Raw genomic sequence first — 23,882 nt, 5'->3', positions numbered from 1 at the left:
TTCTTGTTGCGAGAAAACCATTGGCGCGATAGATTGACAGTCAAGCTAGTGCAATCGGTTGCATGAGCTTGCCACGGGTCATCGTTCCTGAGGGAACTGGAGGCTTCATGCACACGGTTTGTCATTCGTTCTTTCGCGTTCGCAGCGCTGGGCACGCGCTCTTTGCGTGTCTGTTGGTCTCTGTTCTGGCACTTGGTGCGTCGTCCTGCAGCGATGGTGGCACCGGTGGCGCGTCGCTTACCGCTCTGTCGGTGGGGGGCTCGCAGTCACTGGATACAGGCCAGAGCACAACGGTGACTGCGACGATTACGAACGACGGTACGCCGGGCGGCGCAACGTTTACCGTCACAGGCGGCGGTACGTTGGGAACGGCTACGACCGCGGCTTCGGGGCAGACAAAGAAAATTTCTATCCCATACACCGCTCCTGCTATGGCGACGACTGCGACGGTGACAGCTACGTCGGTCGCTTCGCCCTCGCTCTCTTATCCGGTAGTGATTACGGTGACGGCTGCTCCTGTGATCACCACAACCTCGCTCGCTTCGGGTGTTGTGGGTACCGCTTACAGCGCAACGCCGGTCGTCACGGGCGGAGCGGGGACGCTCAAATGGTCGATTACGAGCGGCACGCTTCCAGCAGGAATCACGCTCAATGCTGCCTCAGGCGTTCTCTCCGGAACGCCGACTGCGGCGGTCTCCTCTACGTTCACACTTGCGGTCACGGATTCGGCGACGACGCCGGTGACAGCGGTTCAAACGCTGACGTTAACTGTTGCTTCGGCACCACCCACTGTGACGCCCGTGACGCTTGCGTCTGGAGTCACGGGAACCGCCTACAGTCAGCAACTGGCTTACACCGGGGGCGGTACGGGGACGGTGGTCTGGTCGATCACAAGCGGTTCGCTGCCCTCTGGCTCAGGGCTTACGTTCAGTTCGGCTGGTCTTATTGCAGGAACGCCTGCTGTTGCGGGGAGCTATACGTTTGCTGTTGCTGTGACGGTTGGAGGGCAGACGTCTGCTAGCGTTTCTTTCACGCTGAACGTGGTTACTCCGGTTGTTGTGACGACTACGACGCTGCCGACGGGAAATATCAATGTGGCCTACAGCCAGCAGCTTGCGTACAGTGGTGGGGTCAGTGGAAGTAGCGTGACCTGGTCGATTGTGTCAGGCTCGTTGCCGTCCACGATCACCTTGAGCAGCAGCGGTCTGCTTTCAGGTACGCCAACAACTGTTGCGAGCTATACCCTCGGTGTTGCCGTAACCGTGGGCACGCAGACTTCTGCAACTCAGACGCTTACGCTTTCCGTCGTCAGTACACAGATCACTTCGGCAAACAGTGCTACTGGCGAGGTTGATTTGCCATTCGACTTCCTGGTGACGGCTGTTGGTGGCACCACGCCTTACACCTTCTCCATCGCATCGACAGGAAGCGCTCTTCCTGCCGGGCTCAGCATCAATGCGAGTACGGGAGCTATCAGCGGCGTTCCGACCAGCAATACGGGAAGCCCGTATGCGAACGTCGTGGTGCAGGCGACTGATTCGCTTGGCGCTACGGGAACGCAGGCGATGACGTTTACGGTCAACCCTTCGCGTGGATCAGCAGGCGATAGCGAGTTGAACGGTCAGTATGCTTTCGAGTTGACAGGCTTCGATGTTAGTGGGCTTCCCGCGACGACTGTGGGCAGTTTTACGGCCGATGGCAACGGTCATATTACCGCTGGCACCGCGGATAGCAACGGCTCTGCTTTGGCCTCAGCGTCCACGAATGTGGCCCTTACCGCTTCAACGTTTGCGGTGGGTTCGGACGGGCGCGGCCAGGTCACTCTTGCAAGTTCCGCTGGTTCTTCGTCGTATGTCTTGACGACAAGCGGGCTCTCGAACGGAGTGGCCACGGGCGGCAGCCTGCTGGAGTTCGATGCTACTGGCGTTCGACTCGCGGGCCGCTTCTACAAGCAGACCTCAGGCGCGTTTACGCAGGCTTCGCTGGCTAACGGATTTGCGTTTGGTTTATCTGGCTGGAGCGCAAACAGCTCTGCTGCGGCTCGGACGAAGAGTGGTTTGGTTGGTGAGCTGCAACTAAGCGCGGCTGGTGTGGTGAGCAGTAGCGAGTTTGTCACCAGCGCGAGCGCGACGCCTGTTACCTCTACGGCTGGCGCGTTCACCGTAGGAAGCAACGGGCGCGGCACGCTGACGCTTACGACCGCAACAGGCTCGCTGCACTTTGTGGTGTATGTCGTCTCTGCCTCGCAGCTTGTATTGCTTTCGACAGACGCTGCATCTGGCAGTTCTGCACAAGCTCTGCTGTCCGGGGACGCTTTGGTACAGACGATCACGAATGGCAACTTCACTGCAGCCTCGCTGGGGGCGAGCAGTGTGTATAGCGAGACCAAGCTTGGTGTCACGAGCACGCCGAGTTACTTCCCGGATGTACAGATAGGCCTGCTCACGTTCGATGGTGCCGGCAGCATTACCGGAACCTCCGATCGCAGTGCCAGCGGTGTAGTGGCCCAGGTGGCTCTGACCGGAACCTACAGCGTGGTACCCAATGGCAGAGCGAGCATTATCCTGGCGCCGGCAGGGCTTTCGGGATGCACAAACTGCACTGGCACGAGCTATGTTTTCTACTTCGCGGGCGCAGGGCAGGGGTTCTATCTGGACTACGCGGTTTCGGGAGGACAGGGTGTTCTTGAGCCACAGCTCAGCGGCACGACGTTATCTTTGAGCGGAGCATATGCTTTGGGAACACAGGCTCCGGCAACCACGCAGGTGGTCACCGAGTCGGGGCTGGCCACCGTTAGCTCCAGCAGTCTCGTTACCTCGCTGGACCAATCCATTACTGGAACAACGGTCCCCGATGTCAGCACGACATACACCGCGACAGGCGCAACGAACGGTCGCGTGGCGCTTACGGGAATCTCCTCTGGCGTGCTCTATATTGTTTCGCCTTCGCGAGCACTCTGGCTGGACGGCTCCCAGAGCCTTCCCGTGGTGCGTGAACTTACGTTGCAGTAGGCCGCAGAAGTATGCTCTGCCCGTGTGCTCCATGTTTTCTATTGCTTGAGTACACGGGCGTTCGCAGCGGCTGAGAGACGCAAGGATACTTGCGCTCCGCACGAGGCTTGACGGTACACTAAGCGCAGGATCGTGGAGCTTGCTTCCAATTGCGTTTGGGCGCTGGTTTCTTTAGCGCTATTGGCCTTCACCTGGCGTGCTGGACGGCAGGAGCACCTACGTGTCTCCAGGCGTTCGGCCTTCTTGCTGGTCACGGCTCTATGCCTGTTCCTGCTTCCTCTTATCTCTGTCAGCGACGATCTTCTTGAGGCCCGACAGGCAGCTCTGCCTGTTGCGGCGCAGACGTGGCACCTTGCCATTGAAGGCGCGGCCTCCGCCTTAGAAATTGTCCCGATCCTATTTGCCTTTATAAGGCTTGTAGCGTGCCTTGCACTGCTTGTGGTTCTGAAGCCTGCTCGGAAAACGCGTCGCAGCGCCTATGCTGCCTGGAGCACCCGTGCGCTCTGTTTACGGCCTCCGCCTGCTCTGACTGCATAGAGCCCATTCATTCTGAAAATTTCATGCGCTATTTATGCGCTTACCAGTGGGAGGTGTGCCTCGTGCGCAAGTCCTTGCCTTTGGTGTATCTGCTCGCCGCTGTGTCGGTAGCGGGTGCACAATCGTCCGCGCCGCCGATCATGGCGACGTTACCTTCTTCTATTACTGCGCGCGCAGCTGCGGGCGACACTCCGCCTTTGTCCCTTCTGCAGGTGCTCGACGCAGCTCACCGCATGAACCCCACGTTGCTCTCGGGTACCGAACATGCCAACGCTGTTCGTGCCGGTGAGGTCACTGCCGGGTTGCGTCAGAACCCGACCGCTGTGCTGGGTGGGCAAATGTTGTCGCTGGGGCCGAACGATCCGAACGGTCCTGACTTCTATCAAGCGGGGGTGCAGCGTTTGTTCGAGCGAGGCAACAAGCGCGAATGGCGCCTTCAAAGTGCTCGCTCAACGACCGCACTCACTGTGCAGCAGCTTGCGGATCAACGGCGACAGACAGACCTCAGCGTTTGCCAGTCGTTCTCTCGAATGCTCTATGCGCAGGCGGATCTGGATATCGCTCAGCAGAACCTTGCGAGTTATGAAAAGACTGTCAGCCTCATGAAGTTTCGACTTGGGGCCGGAGACATGGACCGCACGGACTTCGATCGGGTCGAGCTGCAACTCGTCGGTTTTGAAAACGATGCGGACAACGCCCGGCTAGTTCTGCAGCAAAGCAGCATTGCACTGCAGACGCTGATAGGTGTTGCTGCCCCGCAGGAAGCTTTTGCGATTCAGGGATCTCTGGAGCCGCAGACCGAGACGCTGACTCTCGACGAACTTCATAACAGGGCTATTCAGGAACGTCCGGACCTGAAAGCGGCGCAGGCGCAGATTGATGCCAACGCTGCGGGCTTGAAGTTGGCGCAGGCGAATGGAACGGCTGACCCAACTCTTGAAGGCGAGTACGAACGCAGTGGAAACGCCAACTCGGTTGGCGGCAGCATCAACATCCCTCTACGGCTTTTTGATCGCAATCAGGGGGAGAAGGTTCGAGCGCAGCATGAGCTTGAGAGCAGCCGTCTGGCTTTGATCGCTACTCGTAACCAGGTGCTTGCTGACGTGGATTCGTCGTGGGCTGCTTATCGAACGGCGCTGGGACAGGATGCCCGCTACCGAGAGAAGTATCTTGCCGAAGCTTCCAGCGTGCGAGACAACCTCGAGTTCAGCTATCGCCACGGAAACTCCACGTTGCTCGACTATCTCAGTGCTCTTTCCGACTATCGCCAGGTAAATCTTGCCGCTCTCAACGCTCGTCTTCAGCTGCTGCTCGCAGCCGAACAGCTTGATGCCGCAGCTCATATCGAGGTCACTCCATGAAATTGTCCGCATTGTCCACTTACTCGTTTGCTGCCGCTTGCCTGATGCTCTCGGCGACAGGGTGCAAGCATGCTGCCTCGGCTCCTGAAGCTGCGCAGCCAAAGATCAATCTCACGGTCAACACCATTCACGCAGAGACGTCGAGTGACCAGCTTCATCTGCCGGGGCGCGTAGAAGCAGACCCTCAGAAGGTCGTTCATATCTACGCTCCTCTCAGCGGGCGCTTGTTGAGTCTCTCACTCGTGCCCGGCCAGGAAGTTCGTAAGGGGCAGGCTGTTGCAACGCTGCAGAGCGGCGATGTGGCGCAGGCTCGCTCGGACTTTGAGAAGGCAAAGATTGAAGCGTTGCGCTCAGACCGTGCTCTCGAACGCGGCAAACTGCTGGCGTCTCATGACGTGCTCTCGCAGGCTGACTTGCAGGAGTTGCAGGCAACCGATGCTGCAGCGCACTCCGAGCAGGAGCGGGCGCGCCAGCGTGTGCACGAACTCGGCTTTTCAGAGAACGGTACCAGCGATATTGCTACGATCACGGCGCCGATCACCGGCACCGTTCTTGATGTCGGAACGGCGACCGGCGAGATGCAGCGCTCGCTCGAAACCACCAATGGAATCGCAACGGTAGCCAACCTGGATCAGGTCTGGGTAACGGGCGATGTCTTTGAGCAGGACCTGCACTCTATCCATCTGCACGACGTCGTCAGCATCACCTTCAGCGCGTATCCGGGACAGACGTTTACGGGCACGGTCGCGAATGTTGGAGATTCCTTTGACCCCGGAACCCACGCATTGAAAGTTCGTGTGGTGCTGCAGAATCCGGGCCATAAGCTGAAGCCGGCCATGTTTGCCACGCTCTCCGTGGCACAACCCGCTCAGACCAGACTCATGTTGCCGCAGTCTGCCGTTCTGCATGATGGCGACTCGACCGTGGTGTACGTTCCTGCCGGAGACGGTAAGTACGTGACGAAGACGGTGAAGACGGGAGCCAGCATCGGAGATCGCATTGAAATCCTCTCGGGCTTACAGAATGGCGATCGTGTCGTCACCAAGGGCGCAGCGTATCTGCGCGAACCGGCAGGAGACTGATCAATGACATCCTTTGTGCAGGCCCTCCTCCGTTATCGCACCGTCGTTCTCATCCTGCTGGTCGCGGCTCTGGCCGCAGGTATTTATGGCTCACTGAAGCTCGACATTGAAGCGTACCCCGACCCTTCGCCTCCGCTGGTGGAAGTGATCACGCAGAATCCTGCGTGGTCTGCCGAAGAGATGGAACAGCAGGTTACTGCGCCTATCGAACTTGCGTTGAATGGAACGCCTGAGTTGGAGCAGGTGCGTTCCATCAGCATCTTTGGTCTGAGTGATGTGAAGCTCTACTTCCGCTTCTCCAGCGATCTCTTTCATGATCGCCAGGAAGTGCTGGATCGTCTACAGACGTTGCAGTTGCCGAACGGGTTGCAGCCGCAACTCTCTCCGTGGTCGCCCATCGGAGAGATCTACCGCTATCAACTCTCCGGCCCATACTCGCTCAACGATTTGAAGGCGACGCAGGATTGGCTCGTTCGCCGAGAACTGCGCCAGGTTCCTGGTGTCATCGACATCACAACCTTTGGTGGCACGACGAAGCAGTATCAAGTGGAGCCTGATCCCAATAAGCTGCTGGCCTACGGGGTCACGTTGCCGCAACTCGTAACAGCTTTGCAGAACAGCAACGCGAACGCCGGTGGCAACTATATGACCATGGGTGAGCAGAGCATCAACGTTCGCTCTCTCGGGCTGCTGCATAGCATTGCGGATATTCAGAACATTGTAATCGCATCAAAGGCTGGCACGCCTGTGCTGGTGAGCGATGTTGCCACGGTGAGCGAAGGCTTTCAGCCGAGGCTCGGCAAGATAGGTCGCAACGGACAGAAGGACATTGTGGAAGGCATCGTCCTTCTACAGAAGGGCGAAGAGAGCCTGCCCGCTCTCGATGGACTCAAGAAGAAAATTCATGAGCTGAACACAGGAACCCTGCTGCCACCGGGCATGCATGTCGACACAATCTATGACCGCACCACGCTCATTGACCAAACGACGCATACGGTGAAGCATGTCATTCTGACCGGCCTTGCGCTTGTGACGCTCATCCTTCTGCTCATGCTTGGGGATGTGCGCACCACGATCATTGCCGCAGCGACGATTCCGTTCGCTGTTCTGTTCTCCTTTTCCATGATGGTGCTGGCAGGGCGCCCCGCGAACCTCATCTCCATCGGTGCAATCGACTTCGGCATTCTTGTGGATGCTTCAATCGTCGTGCTGGAGAACATCTTCCGCAGGCTCTCTCGTCGCAAGCCGGGCGAGTTGGCGGAGAACTCCATTCTGCAGGGTGTAGGGGATGCAGCGCGGCCGGTCTTGTTCTCCACGCTCATCATTCTTGTTGCGTTCATCCCGCTTTTCACCATGGAGGGCGTCCCCGGCAAAATCTTCTCCCCCATGTCGGTAACGTACGGCTTTGCACTCACGGGGGCGCTCATCTTCGCTATCGTGTTTGCTCCTGTACTGAGCGCCGTTTTCGCGCCAAAGGTGGAAGAGAGCGATGAGCCTGCAAAGGAAGAGGGAACGCCGGTAAGTCGTTTCTTCAGCCGTCATTATGCTCGCTTGCTTGACCACACACTGCGGCACCCAAGACGTATGTGGATTACGGCGATCATCGCGATCGTCGCCGCAGGCTCAATCTTCTTCTTTGCCATTGGCGGCGAGTTTATGCCGCCGCTCGAAGAGGGCAATCTGTGGATTCGCGCGACGTTGCCTCAGGACATTTCATTCGAAAAGTCGGCTGGCTTTGCGGATCAGATTCGTGATGAAATTCGCGCGTTTCCTGAGGTTACGCAGGTTGTTTCGCAGATCGGCCGTCCTGATGATGGAACCGATGTGACGACCTTCAATAACGCCGAGTTCGGCGTCTCTCTGAAACCTTCCGACCAGTGGCCTGCAGACGTCCGCGGCAACAAGGAGAAGCTCATCGAGCAGATGCAGAAGAAGTTTGCGAAGTATCCCGGAGTCGTCTTCGGCTTCTCGCAGACGATTCAGGACAACGTGGAAGAAGCGATGAGCGGCGTGAAGGGAGAGAACTCCGTGAAGCTTTTCGGCGATGACCTCGGAGAGCTGAGTCGTGTTGCCGACAACATCGTTCACGTCATGGAAGGCGTGCGTGGCGTTGCGGATGCAGGCGTCTTCAAGGTGAACGGCCAGCCAAACCTGATCGTTGCCGTAAATCGTGCGAACGCGGCGCGTTATGGCATTTCGGTTGCCGACGTAAATGCGACGATTCAGGCGGCGGTGGGTGGTTCTGCGGTAACGCAACTCATCGAAGGCGACCGTCGCTTCGACGTCACGGTGCGTTTCCCGGATGCGTCGAGAAATGATCCCGACGCTATCGGTCGCATCCAGTTGCCAACGCCCGATGGAGGACATGTGGCTCTGTCTCAGGTAGCCGATATCGGTGTCCGCGAAGGCAGTTTCATGATCTATCGTGAGGGTGGACGTCGCTACATTCCCATCAAGTTCAGCGTTCGAGAGCGTGACCTCGCAGCCACGATCGAGGACCTGAAGCATCAGCTGGATCAGAAGATCCAGCTTCCTGCGGGCTACTCCCTGAGCTGGGCTGGAGAGTTTGATTCGTTGCAGAAGGAGCAGCAACGACTGGCTATCGTGATTCCGATCAGCCTCGTTGTGATCTTCCTGCTGCTTTATCTGCAGTTCCAGTCCTGGTCTGATGCGATCATCGTGCTGATATCACTGCCGTTTTGCGCCATCGGCGGGATCATGGCCTTGCTCGTGACGCATACGCCGTTCAGTATTTCGGCGGCTGTCGGTTTCACCTCGCTGACAGGCGTGGCAACGCTGGCCTCGGTCGTGTTCTTGAGCGGCATTCGTCAGCATCAACGTAAGCATCCGGGGCCGGAGGCTTTGCGCGAAGGCGCGATGGACGAACTGCGCCCGGTGCTGATGGCGTGCTTCTCTGCGGGGCTGGGTCTGTTGCCGGCAGCCATCATGAACGGCATCGGAGCGCAGGCCCAGCAGCCTCTGGCACGTGTTGTTGTCGGAGGCATGATCACGACGATTCTTTCCGTCGTGCTACTGGTTCCAGAGCTTGTTGCACGCTTCTCCGCAAGGAAGCGGACGGCAAGTCAGGCCCACTAAAACGCACAAACGTAAAAGGTCGCAGATCCCAAAGGATCTGCGACCTTTTACGTTTTTTGCTGCAGTTTCCGTGGTCCTTGCGGGGGTGGGATTGGCCTGATCGGCTCAGGTTCCTGCCTGAGAGTGTCACGGGAGCCATTTCTGGGGCAATTTCTTCCTTCGCCAAACGATAGGTGGTGGTTTCAGCAGGGCAAAAACCGCCTCAGATGCGAGGTTTGGGGCGTTTTTGCGTTTTACAATGGAAGGACAATGAGCGAAACAGCAACCGCAGCGCCGGCCAAGGCGCACAGCAAGTACACCCGCAATCAGCCGTATCAGTCGCGCGTCCTCATCAACGATCGCCTTACCGGGCCGGAGTCCGAGAAGGAAACGATCCACATCGAGCTAGAGCTCGAAGAGGGCATGACCTATACGCCTGGCGATGCCGTAGGCATTGTGCCCACAAATCGTGAGGCACAGGTAGAAGCGAACCTGAAGGTTCTGGGTTTCAACGGTACCGAGCGCGTGCTCGACCACTACAAGGTAGAGATCTCTCTGCACGAAGCGCTGACGACGCGTCTCGGCATCGGCAAGCTGGCCCGCGGTTCGGTGAACCAGTACGCCAAGCTCTTCGGCGAGAACGTTCCCGAGGACCTGAAGGCTCTTCTCGGCCAGGAGAACAAGGCTGCTGCAGAAGAGTACGTCTGGGGCCGCGAGTTTGCTGACCTCGCCAAGCAGTTCCCCGGCGCGGTGCAGAACCCGCAGGAGCTCTTCAACGTGCTGCAGCGTCTGACGCCGCGCATGTACTCGATCGCCAGTTCGCAGGCGGCGCACCCGGATGCGGTGCACACGACGGTTCGCGTCGTTCGCTACCACGCACACGGTGAAGATCGTCAGGGCGTTTGCTCGGGCCACATGGGCGAGCGCGCTCCGGCTGACGCAACGCTGCCGATCTTCCTGCACGAGAACAATGCGTTCCGTCTTCCCGAAAACACGGACGCTCCGGTCATCATGATCGGTCCCGGAACCGGCATCGCGCCTTTCCGCGCTTTCCTGGAGCACCGTCAGGCACTGGGCGAAAAGGGCAAGAACTGGCTGATCTTCGGCGAACAGCGCCGCATTTCGGACTTCCTGTACGAAGACCAGTGGAACGCGATGCAGGCCGATGGCACGCTGACCAAGCTCGACACGGCGTTTTCGCGCGATCAGGGCAAGAAGGTTTACGTGCAGGACCGCATGCAGGAGAACGCTGCGGAACTCTACGCATGGCTGGAAGAGGGAGCACACTTCTACGTTTGCGGCGATGCTTCGCGTATGGCGAAGGACGTCGAAACGGCTCTGCTGGATGCGATTGCGAAGGGTGCAAACTCGACGCTGGAGCATGCGACCGAGTATCTGGGTGAGATGAAAAAGGCCAAGCGTTATCAGCGCGACGTTTACTAGGCTTCAGATGGTTTGAAGGAAAGGCATGGCTTCGGCCGTGCCTTTTCGTTTGCCCCTCTTCTATTGATTGCCTGCCTGGATGGTGCTGGAGGGCATGACCGTGAAATGCGAGTATCTCGATGGGATCGCTTGAGATGCGAGACGTTCATGCCTTGCGTGGCAACTTCGTTGGACGCTGAGGGTTGAAGAGAGGGTCCTTCCGTTGACCTTGAGATTTTGACGAATACGAGTTTTCGATTGCTGCCTTCAAGGGATCTGGTTTTATGTCGCGACACTACGTGGCTTTTGTTCTTTTGCTTTTTGTGGGGCAGCCGTTGCTCTGGGCGCAGAGGCACCGGCGCGAAGCCGTTTCAGGGGTCAGGGAGAATCCGTGCTTTGATTCCTCTGACCCGACGGAAGTTCCTTTGTGGGCAGGGAGAGCTCCGGGAGCGATGGGGGACGACCCCTGCCGTGATGTGCCTTACCTCCAGATTTTTCATGCTGGTGGTGCGTCGCATGAGCCCCGTCCGGCGCTGCTCATTATTCCCGGTGGCGGTTATGACAGATTGACCAATGGCAAAGAGCAGCGGCCGGTTGCGGAGTACTTTGCGTCAGAGTTGCCGATCACAACTGTTGTGCTGCGTTATCGACTGGTGCAGGACGATGGCGGCTACCGTTATCCGATTCCTATGTGGGATGGGCAACGCGCGATCCGCCTGCTTCATACTCAGGCCCGGCGGTTGGGGATAGACCCTGCACGCATTGCGGTGCTTGGTTTCTCTGCGGGTGCACACCTGGCGAGCACGCTTGCTCTGCATCCTGAGGAGTCGTTTGGTGCGACGGCTACGGATGAAGTGGATCGGGCATCGGCGAAGGTTGATCTGTTGGCGCTTGGCTATCCGGTGATCTCGATGAACCCTGCGGCGGTGCCGCCTTCGGGCTCGTATAAACATCTGCTGGCAGGGTTCGCCGGGCGCGAGTTGACGGAGCTGCAGCATCGTCTGTCGGGCGAAGAAAATGTGACGCCTGCACTGCCGCCGGTCTTTCTCTTCGAGAGCATGGACGATAAAAGGATCAGCCCGCAGAATGCAGTATTGTTTGCCGATGCGTTGAAGAACGCCCACGTACCCGCAGAGGTCCACCTGTTTGCGCGTGGGGAGCATGGTTCGGGGTTGTCCGTTGGCATTCCCGAGGAAGCGGCATGGCCTGCGATGTTCACGACGTGGATGATGGCTCAGTGGCCGGAGCTGGGGCATAAACGTAGGTAGCCGATATTGGCATCCCGCGTTCGCCTGATCTGGTGAACGCTGCCGTATGTTTAAAGGGAGAGGTGGGCTGAGTGAAGCAGGCAGTGCATAGTGTGGAGATTTCGACGCGCGGCAAGGGGTTCTATGAGTTCACCGGTGGGGTGAATGAGTGGGTGCTGCGTCAGCAGGTGCAGACAGGGTTGTTGACGGTCTTTTGCCGGCACACCTCAGCGTCATTGCTGATTCAGGAGAACGCTGACCCAACGGTGCGGACGGACCTGCTGGCCTACTTTGACCAGATTGCTCCTGATGATGGGCCGTATGAGCATGACTACGAAGGCGCAGACGATATGCCCGCGCATTTGAAGACTGCACTGACGCAGGTACAGCTATCGATCCCTGTGAGGAACGGTCGACCAGTGCTGGGCACGTGGCAGGGAATCTACCTGTTTGAGCATCGCGTTCATGCGCATCGCCGAGAGATTGTGCTGCACTTGATTGGCGAGTAGCTCGTTGTGATGTGTCGATTTCTTCTGCGCTCGAAGTTGTTCGGTAGGCGAGCGGCTTGCGGTAGCATCGTTAACGATGGCTAGAGCGAGAAGTCCGGAGAAGAGAGAAGCCATTCTGCAAGCGGCCGCGCACGAGATCGCGAAGGCTGGGCTTGGTGCCTCGACGGCGAAAATTGCCGCAGCCGCCGGGCTGGCCGAAGGTACGTTGTTCACCTATTTCCCCTCCAAAGGCGATCTGTTTAATGAGCTTTATCTGGCACTGAAGACGGAAGCGTACAAGCGTATTCACGCCGGGTTCCCGCATAAAGCCGTACTGCGCGAACGGGCGCAGCATATCTGGACGGAGTATCTGCGCTGGGCGATGGAAAGGCCCGATGAACAGAAGGTTTCCGTTCTCTTGAACCTCTCGCCATTTATCACGGACGCGACCAAGCAATGTCTTGCGGCGGAACGTGAAACGATTCAACAAGCGATGGACGAGTTGGAAAAAGTTGGAGTTTTCGCGAGCCTGCCCCGGGGGTTTGCTTCCTCTGCCATGATGGCGATGCAGGAAGCCGTGATGGACACAACGACGAAACTCCCACGGCAGAGAGCCAAGCTTGTCGACCAGGCCTTTGAGGCCTTCTGGCGAATGGCGGAATGACAAGGCCAATAGTCTGATTGTTTTTGTCATAATAAATGAGCAACCACTTGCTCATTATTGAATCTACTTGGTTAGGAGGAAAGACGTCATGGAAAAAGTCTGGCTGATCACGGGAAGCGGTAATGGTTTGGGGCGCGACATTGCAGAGGCTGCACTTGCAGCAGGGGATGCTGTCGTTGCAGGAGCGCGGCGCCTGGAGGAGTTGGCTTCTTTGGTGGAGCAGTACGGTAAGCGTGTTACGCCTGTGTTGCTTGATGTGCGTGAGGAGAGCGCCGCTAAGGCTGCCGTGCAAACTGCCGTGGATACGTACGGTCGTCTGGATGTGCTGGTCAATAACGCGGGCTATGGGTTCATCGCGCCGTTTGAGCAGACGACATCGGAACAGTTCCGCGATGTCGTGGAGACCTGCTTGTTTGGTGTTGTGTATACGACGCACGCGGCAATACCGGTGATGCGCGCTCAGAAGAGCGGACATATCTTCCAGGTATCGTCTATTGGTGGGCGCATGGCTATGCCGGGGAACTCGCCGTACCATGCGGCGAAGTGGGCGGTGGGTGGCTTCAGTGACTCCGTCGCTGCTGAAGTGGCTCCCTTCGGTGTGAAGGTCTCTACGCTTGAGCCTGGTGGCATTCGTACCAACTGGGCACAGCGCGCGGGCGAAGGCTCACCGGAGGTCCTGCCGGAGTATGAAGCTTCTGTGGGGGCTATTTACAAGCTGTTAGCCGCAGTGCGCGGGAAGGCGGAAGGCGACCCCAGGAAGATTGCAGACCTGGTGGTGAAGCTCGCTAATACTGAGGATGTTCCGAAGCGGTTGATCCTCGGTAAAGATGCTGAGTCGCGTGTGAAGAACGTTGAGACGGCACGCGCGGAAGAAGCAGAGCGGTTCCGCGAGCTGACGCTTTCGACAGTGTTTGCGGATGCGCCGGAGATTCCTGGGCTGTTGAACCATTAGTCAGACAAGCCGGGCACATCGTGCCCGGCTTGTCTGATCTGTTGCTGCGAAAGATGGTTTTGCTACCGACGTATGTTGGCGAAATGTTCCTTTCGCTAAGCCGACCCATCGGTGCCAATATTCGGACGCCTGAATTGATAGAGCAGTTATTCACTCGGCGGACGCGGAGGCATCGGCGTATCCATGCCAGGCGGGATTGGAAATGAAAACGAACCCTTTCTAGCGGCGGGCCGTAGAAACAGAGGCAGCTCCTGTTGGTCTGAATGTGCCTCGGCTATGTAAGGCGCGAAATGCAGAAGAGACATGCGTCTCATCAGCTCTTTTCCGTACGCTGTTTCATCCACCTCTGCGCGCGGAGCATGGACGCCTCTCTGTTGGTCGCGAGGCCCCAGATATAACAGAGCATCGGCGGCATCTTTCAGCTCGAGCGGAGAATAGTTCGTCGCAGTTCCGCCCGTCACAACGGGAAGCACAGGCAAATCCCCTACCCAGTTTCCGTGCGTAGTAGCTATCGAAGGCACAGGCCACTCATCGAACCGATGATCAAGATCGTCGTAGCCTCCAATGGCATTCGTTCCCGCGAGAATCACGAAGGTCTTTGCCCCGGTTTGCTGCAAAGCTCTTTCGATTAGGAACGGGCGTGTAGGCTCGCGAAAAAAATGATTCGAGCCCGCGATCAGCAAGGCATGATGATGCTTTGCAATCACTTCGTCCTTGACGACCTGTGCGTACCACTGGTCGCGATGTCCAAGGAACGGGCCAATATCCTCACCTGTTTCGATTTTGTCCCAATCAATGTAGGGATCTCCGCAGAGAATGCGAATTTGGTGTTTGCCGTGCCGCTTCATGTTCACTTCGCGGACTCTTCTGTACAGCTCGGAATAGATCGGCGAAGGCGGCCCTAAGCCCAAAGTATTTCTCCAGGCCCTCTGCACGTCCTCGGTCGAGATGGGGTCGCCTGCGACATATCGATCCACCGATTTCTGATAAAGCGAGTTTCCGATCTCCATGACGATATCGTCGACATGATCGGCGAACCGCGGATCTGAAACGAGTGCGTCAAGCCATTGCCACTCCAGCTTGTCCCAGTGAATCTCACCGATCATGACGATATCGTGTGTCTGAAATGCCTTTAGAACCGCTGATGTCGGGTTTTGTGGTTGCGCTGCCTTCTGCGCGGAACAGCAGAACGTAGACAGCAACAGGAGCAAACCCCACACTTCTTTTGCGAAGATTCTCATCGGTAGGCTCCAACGCAAGACGTGCGGCAGCACTGGTATAGACACCTGAAGAGCGGATAAGGTTCCCCTGCTTTTCGCTTGTAGTAAATCGTCCCAGCAGATGTCTTTGGTGGGGTGAAAACTGTACCCGCTCGTGACGAGTTACTGTCAGGAGCGGGCCATTGGGTTTTCTGACTGTTGGGGTTGTTCCACTAGACGCGTTGGTGGTCGGCGCGCCAGCTTTGGATGGCGGCCTTGATGGCTTTGGGTTCGAGGTTCTCTCGGACGGCGCGGCGGGCGAGAGCGGGAAGCTCGGGGTTGGACGCGAAGCGGAGTGCGATGAGCTGGCGGGTGGTGAGGGAGTCCAGTTCGACGAGTTCAGAGGGCGTGCAGAGCGACGCGAGGCGGAGGCGCTCTTCGAGCCGGATGATGCGGTTCTGGTTACCGAGCGCGTAGAACCGGAGCTTGGCGGTGAGCAGCAGCAGGGCGGTCGCCATGACGATCATCCAGGCGTTGTGCAGCGGGTGGTGGGTGCGGTGCTGCCATGCCCAGACCGTGGCGACGATCATGTTGACGAAGAAGATGGGGACGAGGACGTAATGGGTCAGTGGATCAAGCTTGGCGTGGTGCTGAAAGCTTTGTTCTTGCGGCATGAGTCTGACTATAGCTGGGGTGTCGGGCCGGGGCGAAAGCCCTCTTGGGTGGTGGCTGGGAACGGTGGCCTAAAGGCCACCGCTACTCCGTAATCGCAGCGCGATCTGCGGAGGCTAAACGAGTGGGTCGTGGCCCCATTGCAGCAGTCCCTGGCGTTGGCGCATACGCTTTTTCGCGTTGGGATGGTCGGGGTTGCCGTAGGCGGGGGAGTTCTTGACGACCTGGGCGGAGTGGCGGGCGCCGAAGCTCTTCCATCGGGCGATCTGGCGGGTGTCGTCGGCGTGGCGTCGTCCCATGTAGTAGCGGCAGTACCACTCGAACCAGCCGCGCGGGTCGTCGGGGTTGATCCAGCCGTTGGCGCGCCAGTCCGAGAGGCTGCGCCGGGACTTTACGCCGAAGTAGTTCGTCTTGGCGTCCACGGTGGAGCGCATGTGTTTGCGCCAGGATTCGGGGAACTCGTGGCTGGCGGGGTCAAGGTAGCGACCTTCGAAGACGCCCATGCGCAGCATCTGCAGCGGGGTGTAGTAGGGGCGGAACTCGGGGTGGTCTTTTTTGTCTCCGGCGGGACGGGTGCGGGTATAGGTGTAGCCGGTTTGCATCGAGTTGTGGACGTGGACTGTTTCGTTCATGGCTCTGATGATGTGATGCGTGTTTGTGTGGCTGGGTGTTGTGGATGTTTGGGGTGGGTGCCCTTGTGTGCTTTTGGGGGAGCATGGGACGCGTGGAGTTTTTGAGAGCAGAGGATGCGGTAGGCTTGATTTTGTATGGCAAAGAAGCGGATTGGTGCACATTTTTCGACAGCCGGTGGTGTTTGGACGGCGGTCGACCGGGCAGTGGCGGCGGGAGCGAATACGCTGCAGATCTTCAGCTCCAGCCCACGGACGTGGAAGAGCGGCGTGGTGAAGGAAGCCGACGCGACGAAGCTGAAAGCTGCGCGCGCGGAGCATGACATGGGGCCGCTGGCGATTCATGCGAGCTTTCTGATCAACCTGTGTTCGCAGACGGAGAGCGTGCGCGAGTCGTCCGTGGCGGCGTTGCGCGCGGAGGTCCAGCAGGGGTTGGCCCTGGGGGCTGAGGCACTGGTGCTGCATCCGGGCTCGTGGAAGGGGCTGACGCGCGAGGAAGGTCTGCGGCTGGCGGTGGAAGGCGTGGAGAAGGCGGTCGAGGGCATCGACTTCGCTGGGTCGCCGTTCGAGGTGCTGGTGGAGAACATGGCTGGCGCGGAGTTTTCGCTCGGCGGCTCGCTGGAGCAGGTGGCCGAGTTGGTGCATCGGCTGAAGCCTTGTGTACCCGTGGCGGTGTGCCTGGACTCGTGCCACATCCATGTCGCGGGGTATGACATTGTGTCGGCTGAAGGGTATGCGGAGACGATGCGGCAGGTGGAGCAGACTATGGGCTTTGCCGCGGTGAAGGTGTGGCATACCAACGATGCCAAGGCGGCGATGGGATCGAAGCTCGACCGGCATGAGCATATTGGCGAAGGGTCGATCGGGGCTGAGGCGTTTCGTCGACTGCTGCATGATGAGCGTTTTGCGCATACCGCGTTTATCGCGGAGACTCCGTCGGAAGAAGATGGGGACAACGAGCGCAATGTGATGACGCTGCGAGTGTTGAGCGCGGGTTAGTTGGCAGAGGAATAAGGCCTGAGGAGGCTGGATGAAGAAGACGCTGGTAAGTGTGGCGATGTTGATGGCGATCGGCCTGGGACCGGTCGCTGTGGCGCAGCAGGGAATTGGTGATGACCAGTTGGCGAAGAACTACCAGCCACCTGCCGTGGAGCGAGACTACGACAAGCGCGTGGTGATGATGCCGATGCGCGATGGCACAAAGCTTTACACGGTAATCTTTGTGCCGCACGGCGAGCATGGTTTGCCGATTGTGCTGACGCGTACGCCCTACGACGCAGCGGGGCATGTACGGTCGAGCGGCGTGGATGCGAAGCACCTGATCGATGAGTTGCCGCTGGCGGACGAGGAGTTTGTGAAGGCCGGATATATCCGTGTGTATCAGGATGTGCGTGGGAAGCATAACTCTGAGGGCGCGTACCTAATGACGCCTCCACCGGTGGGTTCAGGCTTTAACAACACAGGCGCGGACGATACGACGGATGCGTGGGACACAATTGACTGGTTGGTGAAGAACGTTCCGGAGACGAACGGCCGCGTGGGCATGATCGGTTCGTCGTATGAAGGCTTCACGGTGGTGATGGCGTTGTTGCATCCGAATCCGGCGCTGAAGGTGGCTGCACCTGAGAGCCCGATGGTCGATGGCTGGATGGGGGATGACTGGTTCCACTACGGTGCGTTCCGCCAAGTGAACATCGACTATTACGTGGGGCAGACAGCACATCGCGATGGCGGAGCGATGCCATTGCCACGTGTGGGCGATGAGTACACCGCGTTCCTGAAGGCTGGTTCCGCAGGAGAGTTTGGCAAGGCGTTGGGCGGCGACCAGATTCCCTACTGGAAGTTCGTGCAGGCGCATCCGGCGTATGACTCATTCTGGCAGGCGCAGGCGCTGGATAAGTTGATTGCCAAGGTTCCGCAGACTGTGCCAACGATGTGGCTGCAGGGCCTGTATGACCAGGAAGATATGTGGGGCGCGATCCATAGCTATCGTGCGCTGGAGCCGAAGGATACGGCGAATGATCGCAACTACCTGGTGATGGGGCCGTGGTTCCACAGCCAGGTGAACCGCCCGGGACGTTCGTTGGGGCCGATGACCTGGTCTGCGGACACGACCGAGCAGTGGCGTCGGGATGTTCTGCTCCCGTTCTTTAACCAGCATCTGAAGGCCGATGCACCGAAGGCGAAGACGCCGCCGGTGTGGATCTATGACACAGGAGCGGACCACTGGGACAGCCTGCAGACGTTCCCGGTGAGCTGCGAGCAGGGCTGCGGCACGCCGACGAAGAAGCTTTATCTGGGCGCAAACGGCAAGCTGGGCTTTGAGGCTCCTGCGGGTGAGGGCAGGGGGGAGAAGTTTACGGAGTATGTCAGCGATCCCGCCAAGCCGGTGCCGTATCGTCCGCGGCCGGTGCTGGAAAAAGACGGTATGGCATGGCGTACGTGGCTGGTCACCGACCAGCGCTTTGTTGACGGTCGCCCGGATGTCCTGACCTTTGTGAGTGAGCCACTGAAGACCCCAATGAAGCTTTCGGGCGAGCCGACGGTCCACCTGATGGCATCGACGAGCGGGACCGACTCTGACTGGGTCGTGAAGCTGATTGATGTTTACCCGGACCGCGAGGCTGGGGCAGAGGATGAGGAAGACGTTTCGAATGGGTACGAACTGCCGATGGGAATCGATATCTTCCGTGGGCGGTATCGGACGAGCTTTGAGAAGCCGGTGGCGATCAAGGCGAACGAACCGCTGGAGTACACGTTCGGGCTGCCGATGGTGGAGCGCACGATTCCGGCTGGCCATCGTTTGATGGTGCAGGTGCAGTCGACGCTCTTCCCACTCTATGACCGCAATCCGCAGACGTTTGTGCCGAACATCTTTGAAGCGAAGCCCGGCGATTACAAAAAGGCAACGCAGAAGGTGTGGCACACGGCGGGAGAGGCGAGCTACATCAGCCTTCCGGTGGTGGAGTGAAGATAGCGCGTATAGGGTAGAGCGCAAAAGGGGTGGCTTAGGCTGCCCCTTCTGCTTGCGTCGAGTATGAATATTTACTTGCTGTGGGAAGGGTGCGAGCCGATACTGGTGGGGCTTTCTCTTGAGGTGATTTGTGGTGCTTAGCCGTTTGGCAGTTTGTTTCGTGGCGATGTCGTTGGCGATTCCTGTGGCGGCGCAGAACACCGTTGTCTCCACGGGTGGGCATTTGAGCGCGTTGATGGCGCCGCCGGTAGTGGGTGAGCCGTACTCGGCGGTGCAGACGACGAGCGTGACGCAGACTCTGTCGGATGGAACGACGATGAAGCGGCATGGGCACCACTCGGTCTACCGCGATGCGCAGGGGCGCGTGCGTGTGGAGAGCCGGATTCTGAAGGCGTTGGACGATCGTCCGGAGATGAAGCTGGTCTACGTAAAAGACCCTGTGGCCGGGACGTTTACGGTGTGGTCGGAGGGTGGGCCGAAGGGCATGCCGCGTGTGGCAACGGTGTCGAAGCTGTCGGATACCTCGAAGGCGCAGAGCCGGACGGTGAACCTTGGAGCTGCAGAGCCAAAGAAGAACCCGAATGTAACGACCGAGGACCTCGGTTCCCAGATAATCGACGGGCTGGCGTGCACGGGCAAGCGCACGACAGTGGTGATTCCGGCAGGGAAAAACGGCAACGATAAGGCCATTACGCGGACGCACGAGGTCTGGACTTCCGAAGAGATGAAGCTGATTGTGCTGCAGAAGGAGACCGATCCTCGCACCGGGGAGCGTGTCGTGCAGTTGGAGAAGCTGCTGCGTGAGCAGCCCGATTCGGCTTTGTTCCGTGCTCCGCAGGGGTACAAAGTGCAGACGAGTGCGGAGTCTCTGAAGCAGTTGGCGCAGAAGCTGGAAGCTGCGGCGGATAAGCAGGAGTAAGCATTGTGGGCTTAGATATTCCGCGGTCACGGCTTCAGCCGTGGCCGTGGCCTTTTGGGGTATGTGTCCGCCGTCATAGGCTGGGGCTTGCCAGCGTCCGTACAATAGGAACTGTATGAGTTCTGTTGAAAATAACGCGCAGGCGCGCCCCGACGAAGTTCGCTATAACCCCGCAGAGATTGAACCGCGCTGGCAGGCGCGCTGGGATGCCGATCCGGCTCTCTATCGTGCGGAAGACCACACCTCTGGCAAGCCCAAGTACTACTGCCTGGAGATGCTGCCCTACCCCAGCGGCCAGTTGCACATGGGCCATGTGCGCAACTACTCCATCGGCGATGCGCTCGCTCGCTTCATGCGGATGCGCGGCCACAATGTGCTGCACCCGATGGGTTGGGACGCCTTTGGCCTGCCCGCAGAGAATGCGGCGCTGAAGAACAACACGCCTCCGCGTGAGTGGACGCTGCGCAACATTGAGCAGATGAAGGTGCAGATGCGCCGCCTCGGTCTCTCCTACGACTGGAATGATACGGAACTCGCGACCTGTCTGCCCGATTACTACCGCTGGAACCAGTGGTTCTTCCTCCGGATGTATGAGAAGGGGCTGGCGTATAAGAAGACCTCGAAGCTGAACTGGTGCCCCAAGTGCGCGACCGTTCTGGCCAACGAGCAGGTCATCGGTGGCTGCTGCTGGCGGCATGAGGACACGCTCGTCGAGCAGCGCGAGATGGAGCAGTGGTTCCTCCGCATTACGCATTACGCCGATGAGTTGCTCGAAGGCCTGGACAAGCTCTCTGGCTGGCCGGAGAAGGTGCGCACGATGCAGCGCAACTGGATCGGCAAGAGCGAAGGCACAGAGGTAACGTTCGCGGTGGAAGGCGGCGCTTCGGCGACGGTCTTCACGACGCGCGTGGACACCATCTTCGGTGCGACCTCGCTGCAGCTTGCGCCGGAACATGCCCTGGTGAAGCAGTGGGCGACTGAAGATGTGGAGCTCGCCAACGCCGTTGACGAGATGATCGCGCAGCAGCAGGCCGCGAAAGAAGCCGGCGACATCGGCAACATTGAGAAGCACGGTGTCTTTACCGGCAAGCACGCCGTGAACCCGTTCACGGGTGAGACGGTGCCGGTGTGGGTGGCCAATTACATCCTGGCCGACTACGGCACGGGCGCGATTATGAGCGTTCCGGGCCACGACGAGCGCGACTTTGAGTTTGCGACCAAGTACGGCCTGCCGATCAAGCGTGTGGTGGCTCCGGCGAACTCCGGTGGATCTGGGGATGACACCGGCGACCTCGCGCTGCCGTACATCGCAGAAGACGAAGCCGTGCTGGTGAACTCCGGTGAGTGGAGTGGCGAGCCTGCGCTCGAAGCTCAGGAAAAGATGGGCAAGCGCGCCGAGGCGAAGGGCTTTGGCAAGCGCACAACGACGTTCCGCCTGAAGGATTGGGGAGTGAGCCGTCAGCGTTACTGGGGCACGCCGATCCCGATCATCTACTGCTCGGAGCATGGCGCGGTGGCGGTCCCGGAGAGCGAACTGCCGGTGCTGCTGCCGGAGAAGATCGAGATCACGCAGGAGGGCGGCTCGCCGCTCGGCAAGGTGCCGGAGTTTGTGAATGCGCCGTGCCCGGTGTGCGGCAAGCCCGCACGCCGCGAGACGGACACGATGGACACGTTCGTGGACTCGAGCTGGTACTTCTACCGCTACACGGACGCGCACAACTCCAGTGCTCCGTTTGATGTGGAGAAGGCGAAGTACTGGTTCCCGATCGACCAGTACATTGGCGGCGTCGAGCACGCGATTCTGCACCTGATCTACTCACGCTTCTGGACGAAGGTGATGCGCGACCTCGGGCTGATTGTGAACGATGAGCCCGCCGAGCGTCTCTTTACGCAGGGTATGGTGATCAAAGACGGCGCGAAGATGTCGAAGTCCAAGGGCAACGTCGTTAGCCCGGATGAGATGATCGCTCGCTATGGTGCCGACGCTACGCGCATGTACGCGCTGTTTGCGGCGCCGCCGGACCGTGATCTGGAGTGGCAGGAAGAGGGCGTCGCCGGTGTAGCGCGCTTCCTCGCCCGCGTTTATCGCCTTGCCGTGAAGTTCGCACCGATGGTGACCTCGTCGGAGCACGCACACGGGGATGAGATCGCCGCCTCGGCGTTTGCCGCACAAAGCGACACAGGCGCGAAGCTGCTGCGCACGCTGCACCAGACGATTGCGAAGATCACCGAAGACTTCTCCGGCCGCTGGCACTTCAATACCTGCATCGCCGCGATCATGATCCTGGTGAACGAAGTTTCGGCAGCGGAAGCCGCGATCGATGCGGGGGATGTGGCTCCAGCGACGGTAGCAGAGATCTTCCGCTCCTTGACGCTGATGCTCGCGCCGTTTGCTCCGTTCGTTGCCGCAGAGCTGTGGGAGATGCTCGGCGGTCAGGGCTCTGTGCTGACGACGCCGTGGCCTGTGGCGAACGCTGAGTTGGCGAAGGAAAGCGAGCTGGAAGTGCCCGTGCAGGCTAACGGCAAGCTCATCGTCGTCGTCAAAGTGGCAGCAGATGCAGACGAAGAAGCTATCAAGGCTGCGGCTTTGGCGGACGAAAAGGTTCAGCAGCGCCTCGAAGGCAAGCAGATCGTCAAGACACTGGTCATCAAGGGCAAGCTGGTCAACCTGGTAGTGAAGTAGGCACGAAATGGCAGCAGCAGGGCAGGTCGCAAAACAGAAGCGCAGCACGCAGTCGTTCGTCGGCGTGATGGCGAGTGTATGGAAGCGGCCTTCGCTGGTTGCCCTGGAAGTGGCGTGGCGGTGGATCGCTGGCGGACCGATCATGCTGGTGGTCTACCTCTTCGGCAAGCAGCATAGCGATGTGCTGGCCGAGGTCTGGGCGCAATGGGGGACGATGACGTTCTTCCACCCGGCCGAGATGGCATCAACGCTGGGAGCAACCTCCGCCCGGCTGTTCGATCTCGCGCAGCCGGTGCTGGCGAAGTTCATCACGGTGTCCATGCTGTGGTGGTGCGCTGTCGGGGCTATCGGGCAGGTACTGTTTGCAAAGCGGCTGCTGGGTGCAGCGTCGAAGACCCGGCTCGCTCTGGTCTTTTGCCTCCGCCTGATGCGTTCGCTGGGTGTACTACTTTGCTGGGCGCTATGGGCTAGCGTAGTGCTTGCGGTGGCGCACCACGAACTAACCACCAAAGCGACGCTGGGAGCAGAGCCGGACGTGCTGGTCTTCCTCGCTGTCTCGATCGTGTTTTCGCTGGCGCTGTTTGTCGGTTGGGCCACTCTAAGCTGGCCGCTGTCCCTGGCGCTGGCCTGGAACGCGCAGCACGGAACTAGCCTGGGAGGCAGTCTGCGGGCTTCTGTAACGAGCAAGCTTGCGCGCTCTGAGGTACTGGAGATCAGCCTCGTCATGTGCATCGTGAAGATCGCACTGGTGGTGCTGGCGATGACCTTCTCGGCCTGCCCGCTGCCGTTTGCGACCATCGCAACGCAGGAGTTTCTGCAGAACTGGTGGATCGCGATGGCCGTGCTCTACATGCTCGCCTCGGATTACTTCCATAGCGTGCGTTTCGCCGCCTACGTGCAGGTTTGCGAAGCTGCTTTGGACGAGACCGCTTGATTCTGCATCTCACTCTTCCATAGCTGCTTATGC

At 59.1% G+C, this 23,882-nt stretch carries 17 protein-coding genes; 14 read left to right on the top strand and 3 right to left on the bottom strand.

The window, feature by feature from the left end:
• Positions 1-62 precede the first annotated feature (62 nt).
• From PW792_14385 to PW792_14345, 9 genes are all read left to right on the top strand, one after another.
• The gene (locus tag PW792_14385; protein MDE1163109.1) at positions 63-3,011 is read left to right on the top strand and encodes an Ig domain-containing protein; all 2,949 of its coding nucleotides are present in this window, start codon (positions 63-65) and stop codon (positions 3,009-3,011) included.
• Between the two features lie 599 nt (positions 3,012-3,610).
• Positions 3,611-4,909: a TolC family protein gene (locus PW792_14380; protein MDE1163108.1), complete on the top strand. Its 1,299-nt coding sequence runs from the start codon at positions 3,611-3,613 to the stop codon at positions 4,907-4,909.
• Positions 4,906-5,991: an efflux RND transporter periplasmic adaptor subunit gene (locus PW792_14375; GenBank protein MDE1163107.1), complete on the top strand. Its 1,086-nt coding sequence runs from the start codon at positions 4,906-4,908 to the stop codon at positions 5,989-5,991. Before PW792_14380 ends, PW792_14375 begins: the two co-directional genes overlap by 4 nt.
• Before the next feature lie 3 nt (positions 5,992-5,994).
• Complete coding sequence (locus tag PW792_14370) at positions 5,995-9,087, top strand: CusA/CzcA family heavy metal efflux RND transporter (GenBank protein MDE1163106.1); 3,093 nt, start codon at positions 5,995-5,997, stop codon at positions 9,085-9,087.
• Positions 9,088-9,336: 249 nt separating this feature from the next.
• Positions 9,337-10,509 (top strand): oxidoreductase, encoded by a 1,173-nt coding sequence (locus PW792_14365; protein MDE1163105.1) that lies wholly within the window; start codon positions 9,337-9,339, stop codon positions 10,507-10,509.
• Between the two features lie 404 nt (positions 10,510-10,913).
• Positions 10,914-11,756, top strand: a complete 843-nt coding sequence (locus PW792_14360; GenBank protein MDE1163104.1) for an alpha/beta hydrolase — start codon at positions 10,914-10,916, stop codon at positions 11,754-11,756.
• Positions 11,757-11,827: 71 nt separating this feature from the next.
• Complete coding sequence (locus PW792_14355) at positions 11,828-12,244, top strand: secondary thiamine-phosphate synthase enzyme YjbQ (GenBank protein ID MDE1163103.1); 417 nt, start codon at positions 11,828-11,830, stop codon at positions 12,242-12,244.
• A gap of 76 nt (positions 12,245-12,320) precedes the next feature.
• Positions 12,321-12,887, top strand: coding sequence for a TetR/AcrR family transcriptional regulator (locus PW792_14350; protein ID MDE1163102.1), 567 nt, complete (start codon positions 12,321-12,323; stop codon positions 12,885-12,887).
• A gap of 88 nt (positions 12,888-12,975) precedes the next feature.
• A complete protein-coding gene (locus PW792_14345) occupies positions 12,976-13,839 on the top strand; it encodes an SDR family NAD(P)-dependent oxidoreductase (GenBank protein MDE1163101.1) in 864 nt (287 codons plus the stop codon).
• A gap of 146 nt (positions 13,840-13,985) precedes the next feature.
• Here the strand turns inward: PW792_14345 and PW792_14340 are convergent, their stop codons facing one another.
• The 3 genes from PW792_14340 to PW792_14330 form a co-directional block, all read right to left on the bottom strand.
• Entirely contained in the window at positions 13,986-15,080 is a 1,095-nt protein-coding gene (locus PW792_14340; protein MDE1163100.1) for a hypothetical protein, read from the bottom strand.
• Positions 15,081-15,271: 191 nt separating this feature from the next.
• Positions 15,272-15,712 carry a DUF6526 family protein gene (locus PW792_14335; GenBank protein ID MDE1163099.1) on the bottom strand — a complete coding sequence of 147 codons (441 nt, stop codon included), beginning with the start codon at positions 15,710-15,712 and terminating at the stop codon, positions 15,272-15,274.
• A 114-nt stretch (positions 15,713-15,826) separates the two neighbouring features.
• Complete coding sequence (locus tag PW792_14330; GenBank protein ID MDE1163098.1) at positions 15,827-16,342, bottom strand: hypothetical protein; 516 nt, start codon at positions 16,340-16,342, stop codon at positions 15,827-15,829.
• Positions 16,343-16,477: 135 nt separating this feature from the next.
• Here PW792_14330 and PW792_14325 point away from each other — a divergent pair, with 135 nt between their 5' ends.
• The 5 genes from PW792_14325 to PW792_14305 all read left to right on the top strand — a co-directional run bounded on the left by PW792_14325 (position 16,478) and on the right by PW792_14305 (position 23,849).
• A complete protein-coding gene (locus PW792_14325) occupies positions 16,478-17,338 on the top strand; it encodes a deoxyribonuclease IV (GenBank protein ID MDE1163097.1) in 861 nt (286 codons plus the stop codon).
• Positions 17,339-17,369: 31 nt separating this feature from the next.
• The gene (locus PW792_14320) at positions 17,370-19,310 is read left to right on the top strand and encodes a CocE/NonD family hydrolase (protein ID MDE1163096.1); all 1,941 of its coding nucleotides are present in this window, start codon (positions 17,370-17,372) and stop codon (positions 19,308-19,310) included.
• A gap of 148 nt (positions 19,311-19,458) precedes the next feature.
• The gene (locus tag PW792_14315) at positions 19,459-20,232 is read left to right on the top strand and encodes a hypothetical protein (protein MDE1163095.1); all 774 of its coding nucleotides are present in this window, start codon (positions 19,459-19,461) and stop codon (positions 20,230-20,232) included.
• Positions 20,233-20,347: 115 nt separating this feature from the next.
• Positions 20,348-22,915: a leucine--tRNA ligase gene (gene leuS, locus PW792_14310; GenBank protein ID MDE1163094.1), complete on the top strand. Its 2,568-nt coding sequence runs from the start codon at positions 20,348-20,350 to the stop codon at positions 22,913-22,915.
• A gap of 7 nt (positions 22,916-22,922) precedes the next feature.
• Complete coding sequence (locus tag PW792_14305; protein MDE1163093.1) at positions 22,923-23,849, top strand: hypothetical protein; 927 nt, start codon at positions 22,923-22,925, stop codon at positions 23,847-23,849.
• The last annotated feature ends 33 nt before the right edge of the window (positions 23,850-23,882 follow it).

The organism is Acidobacteriaceae bacterium (genome assembly GCA_028283655.1).
In the GTDB taxonomy this organism is placed as follows: Bacteria; Acidobacteriota; Terriglobia; order Terriglobales; family Acidobacteriaceae; genus Granulicella.
The sequence above is the reverse complement of the archived record's forward strand: the minus strand, read 5'-3'. Positions and strand labels throughout refer to the sequence as shown.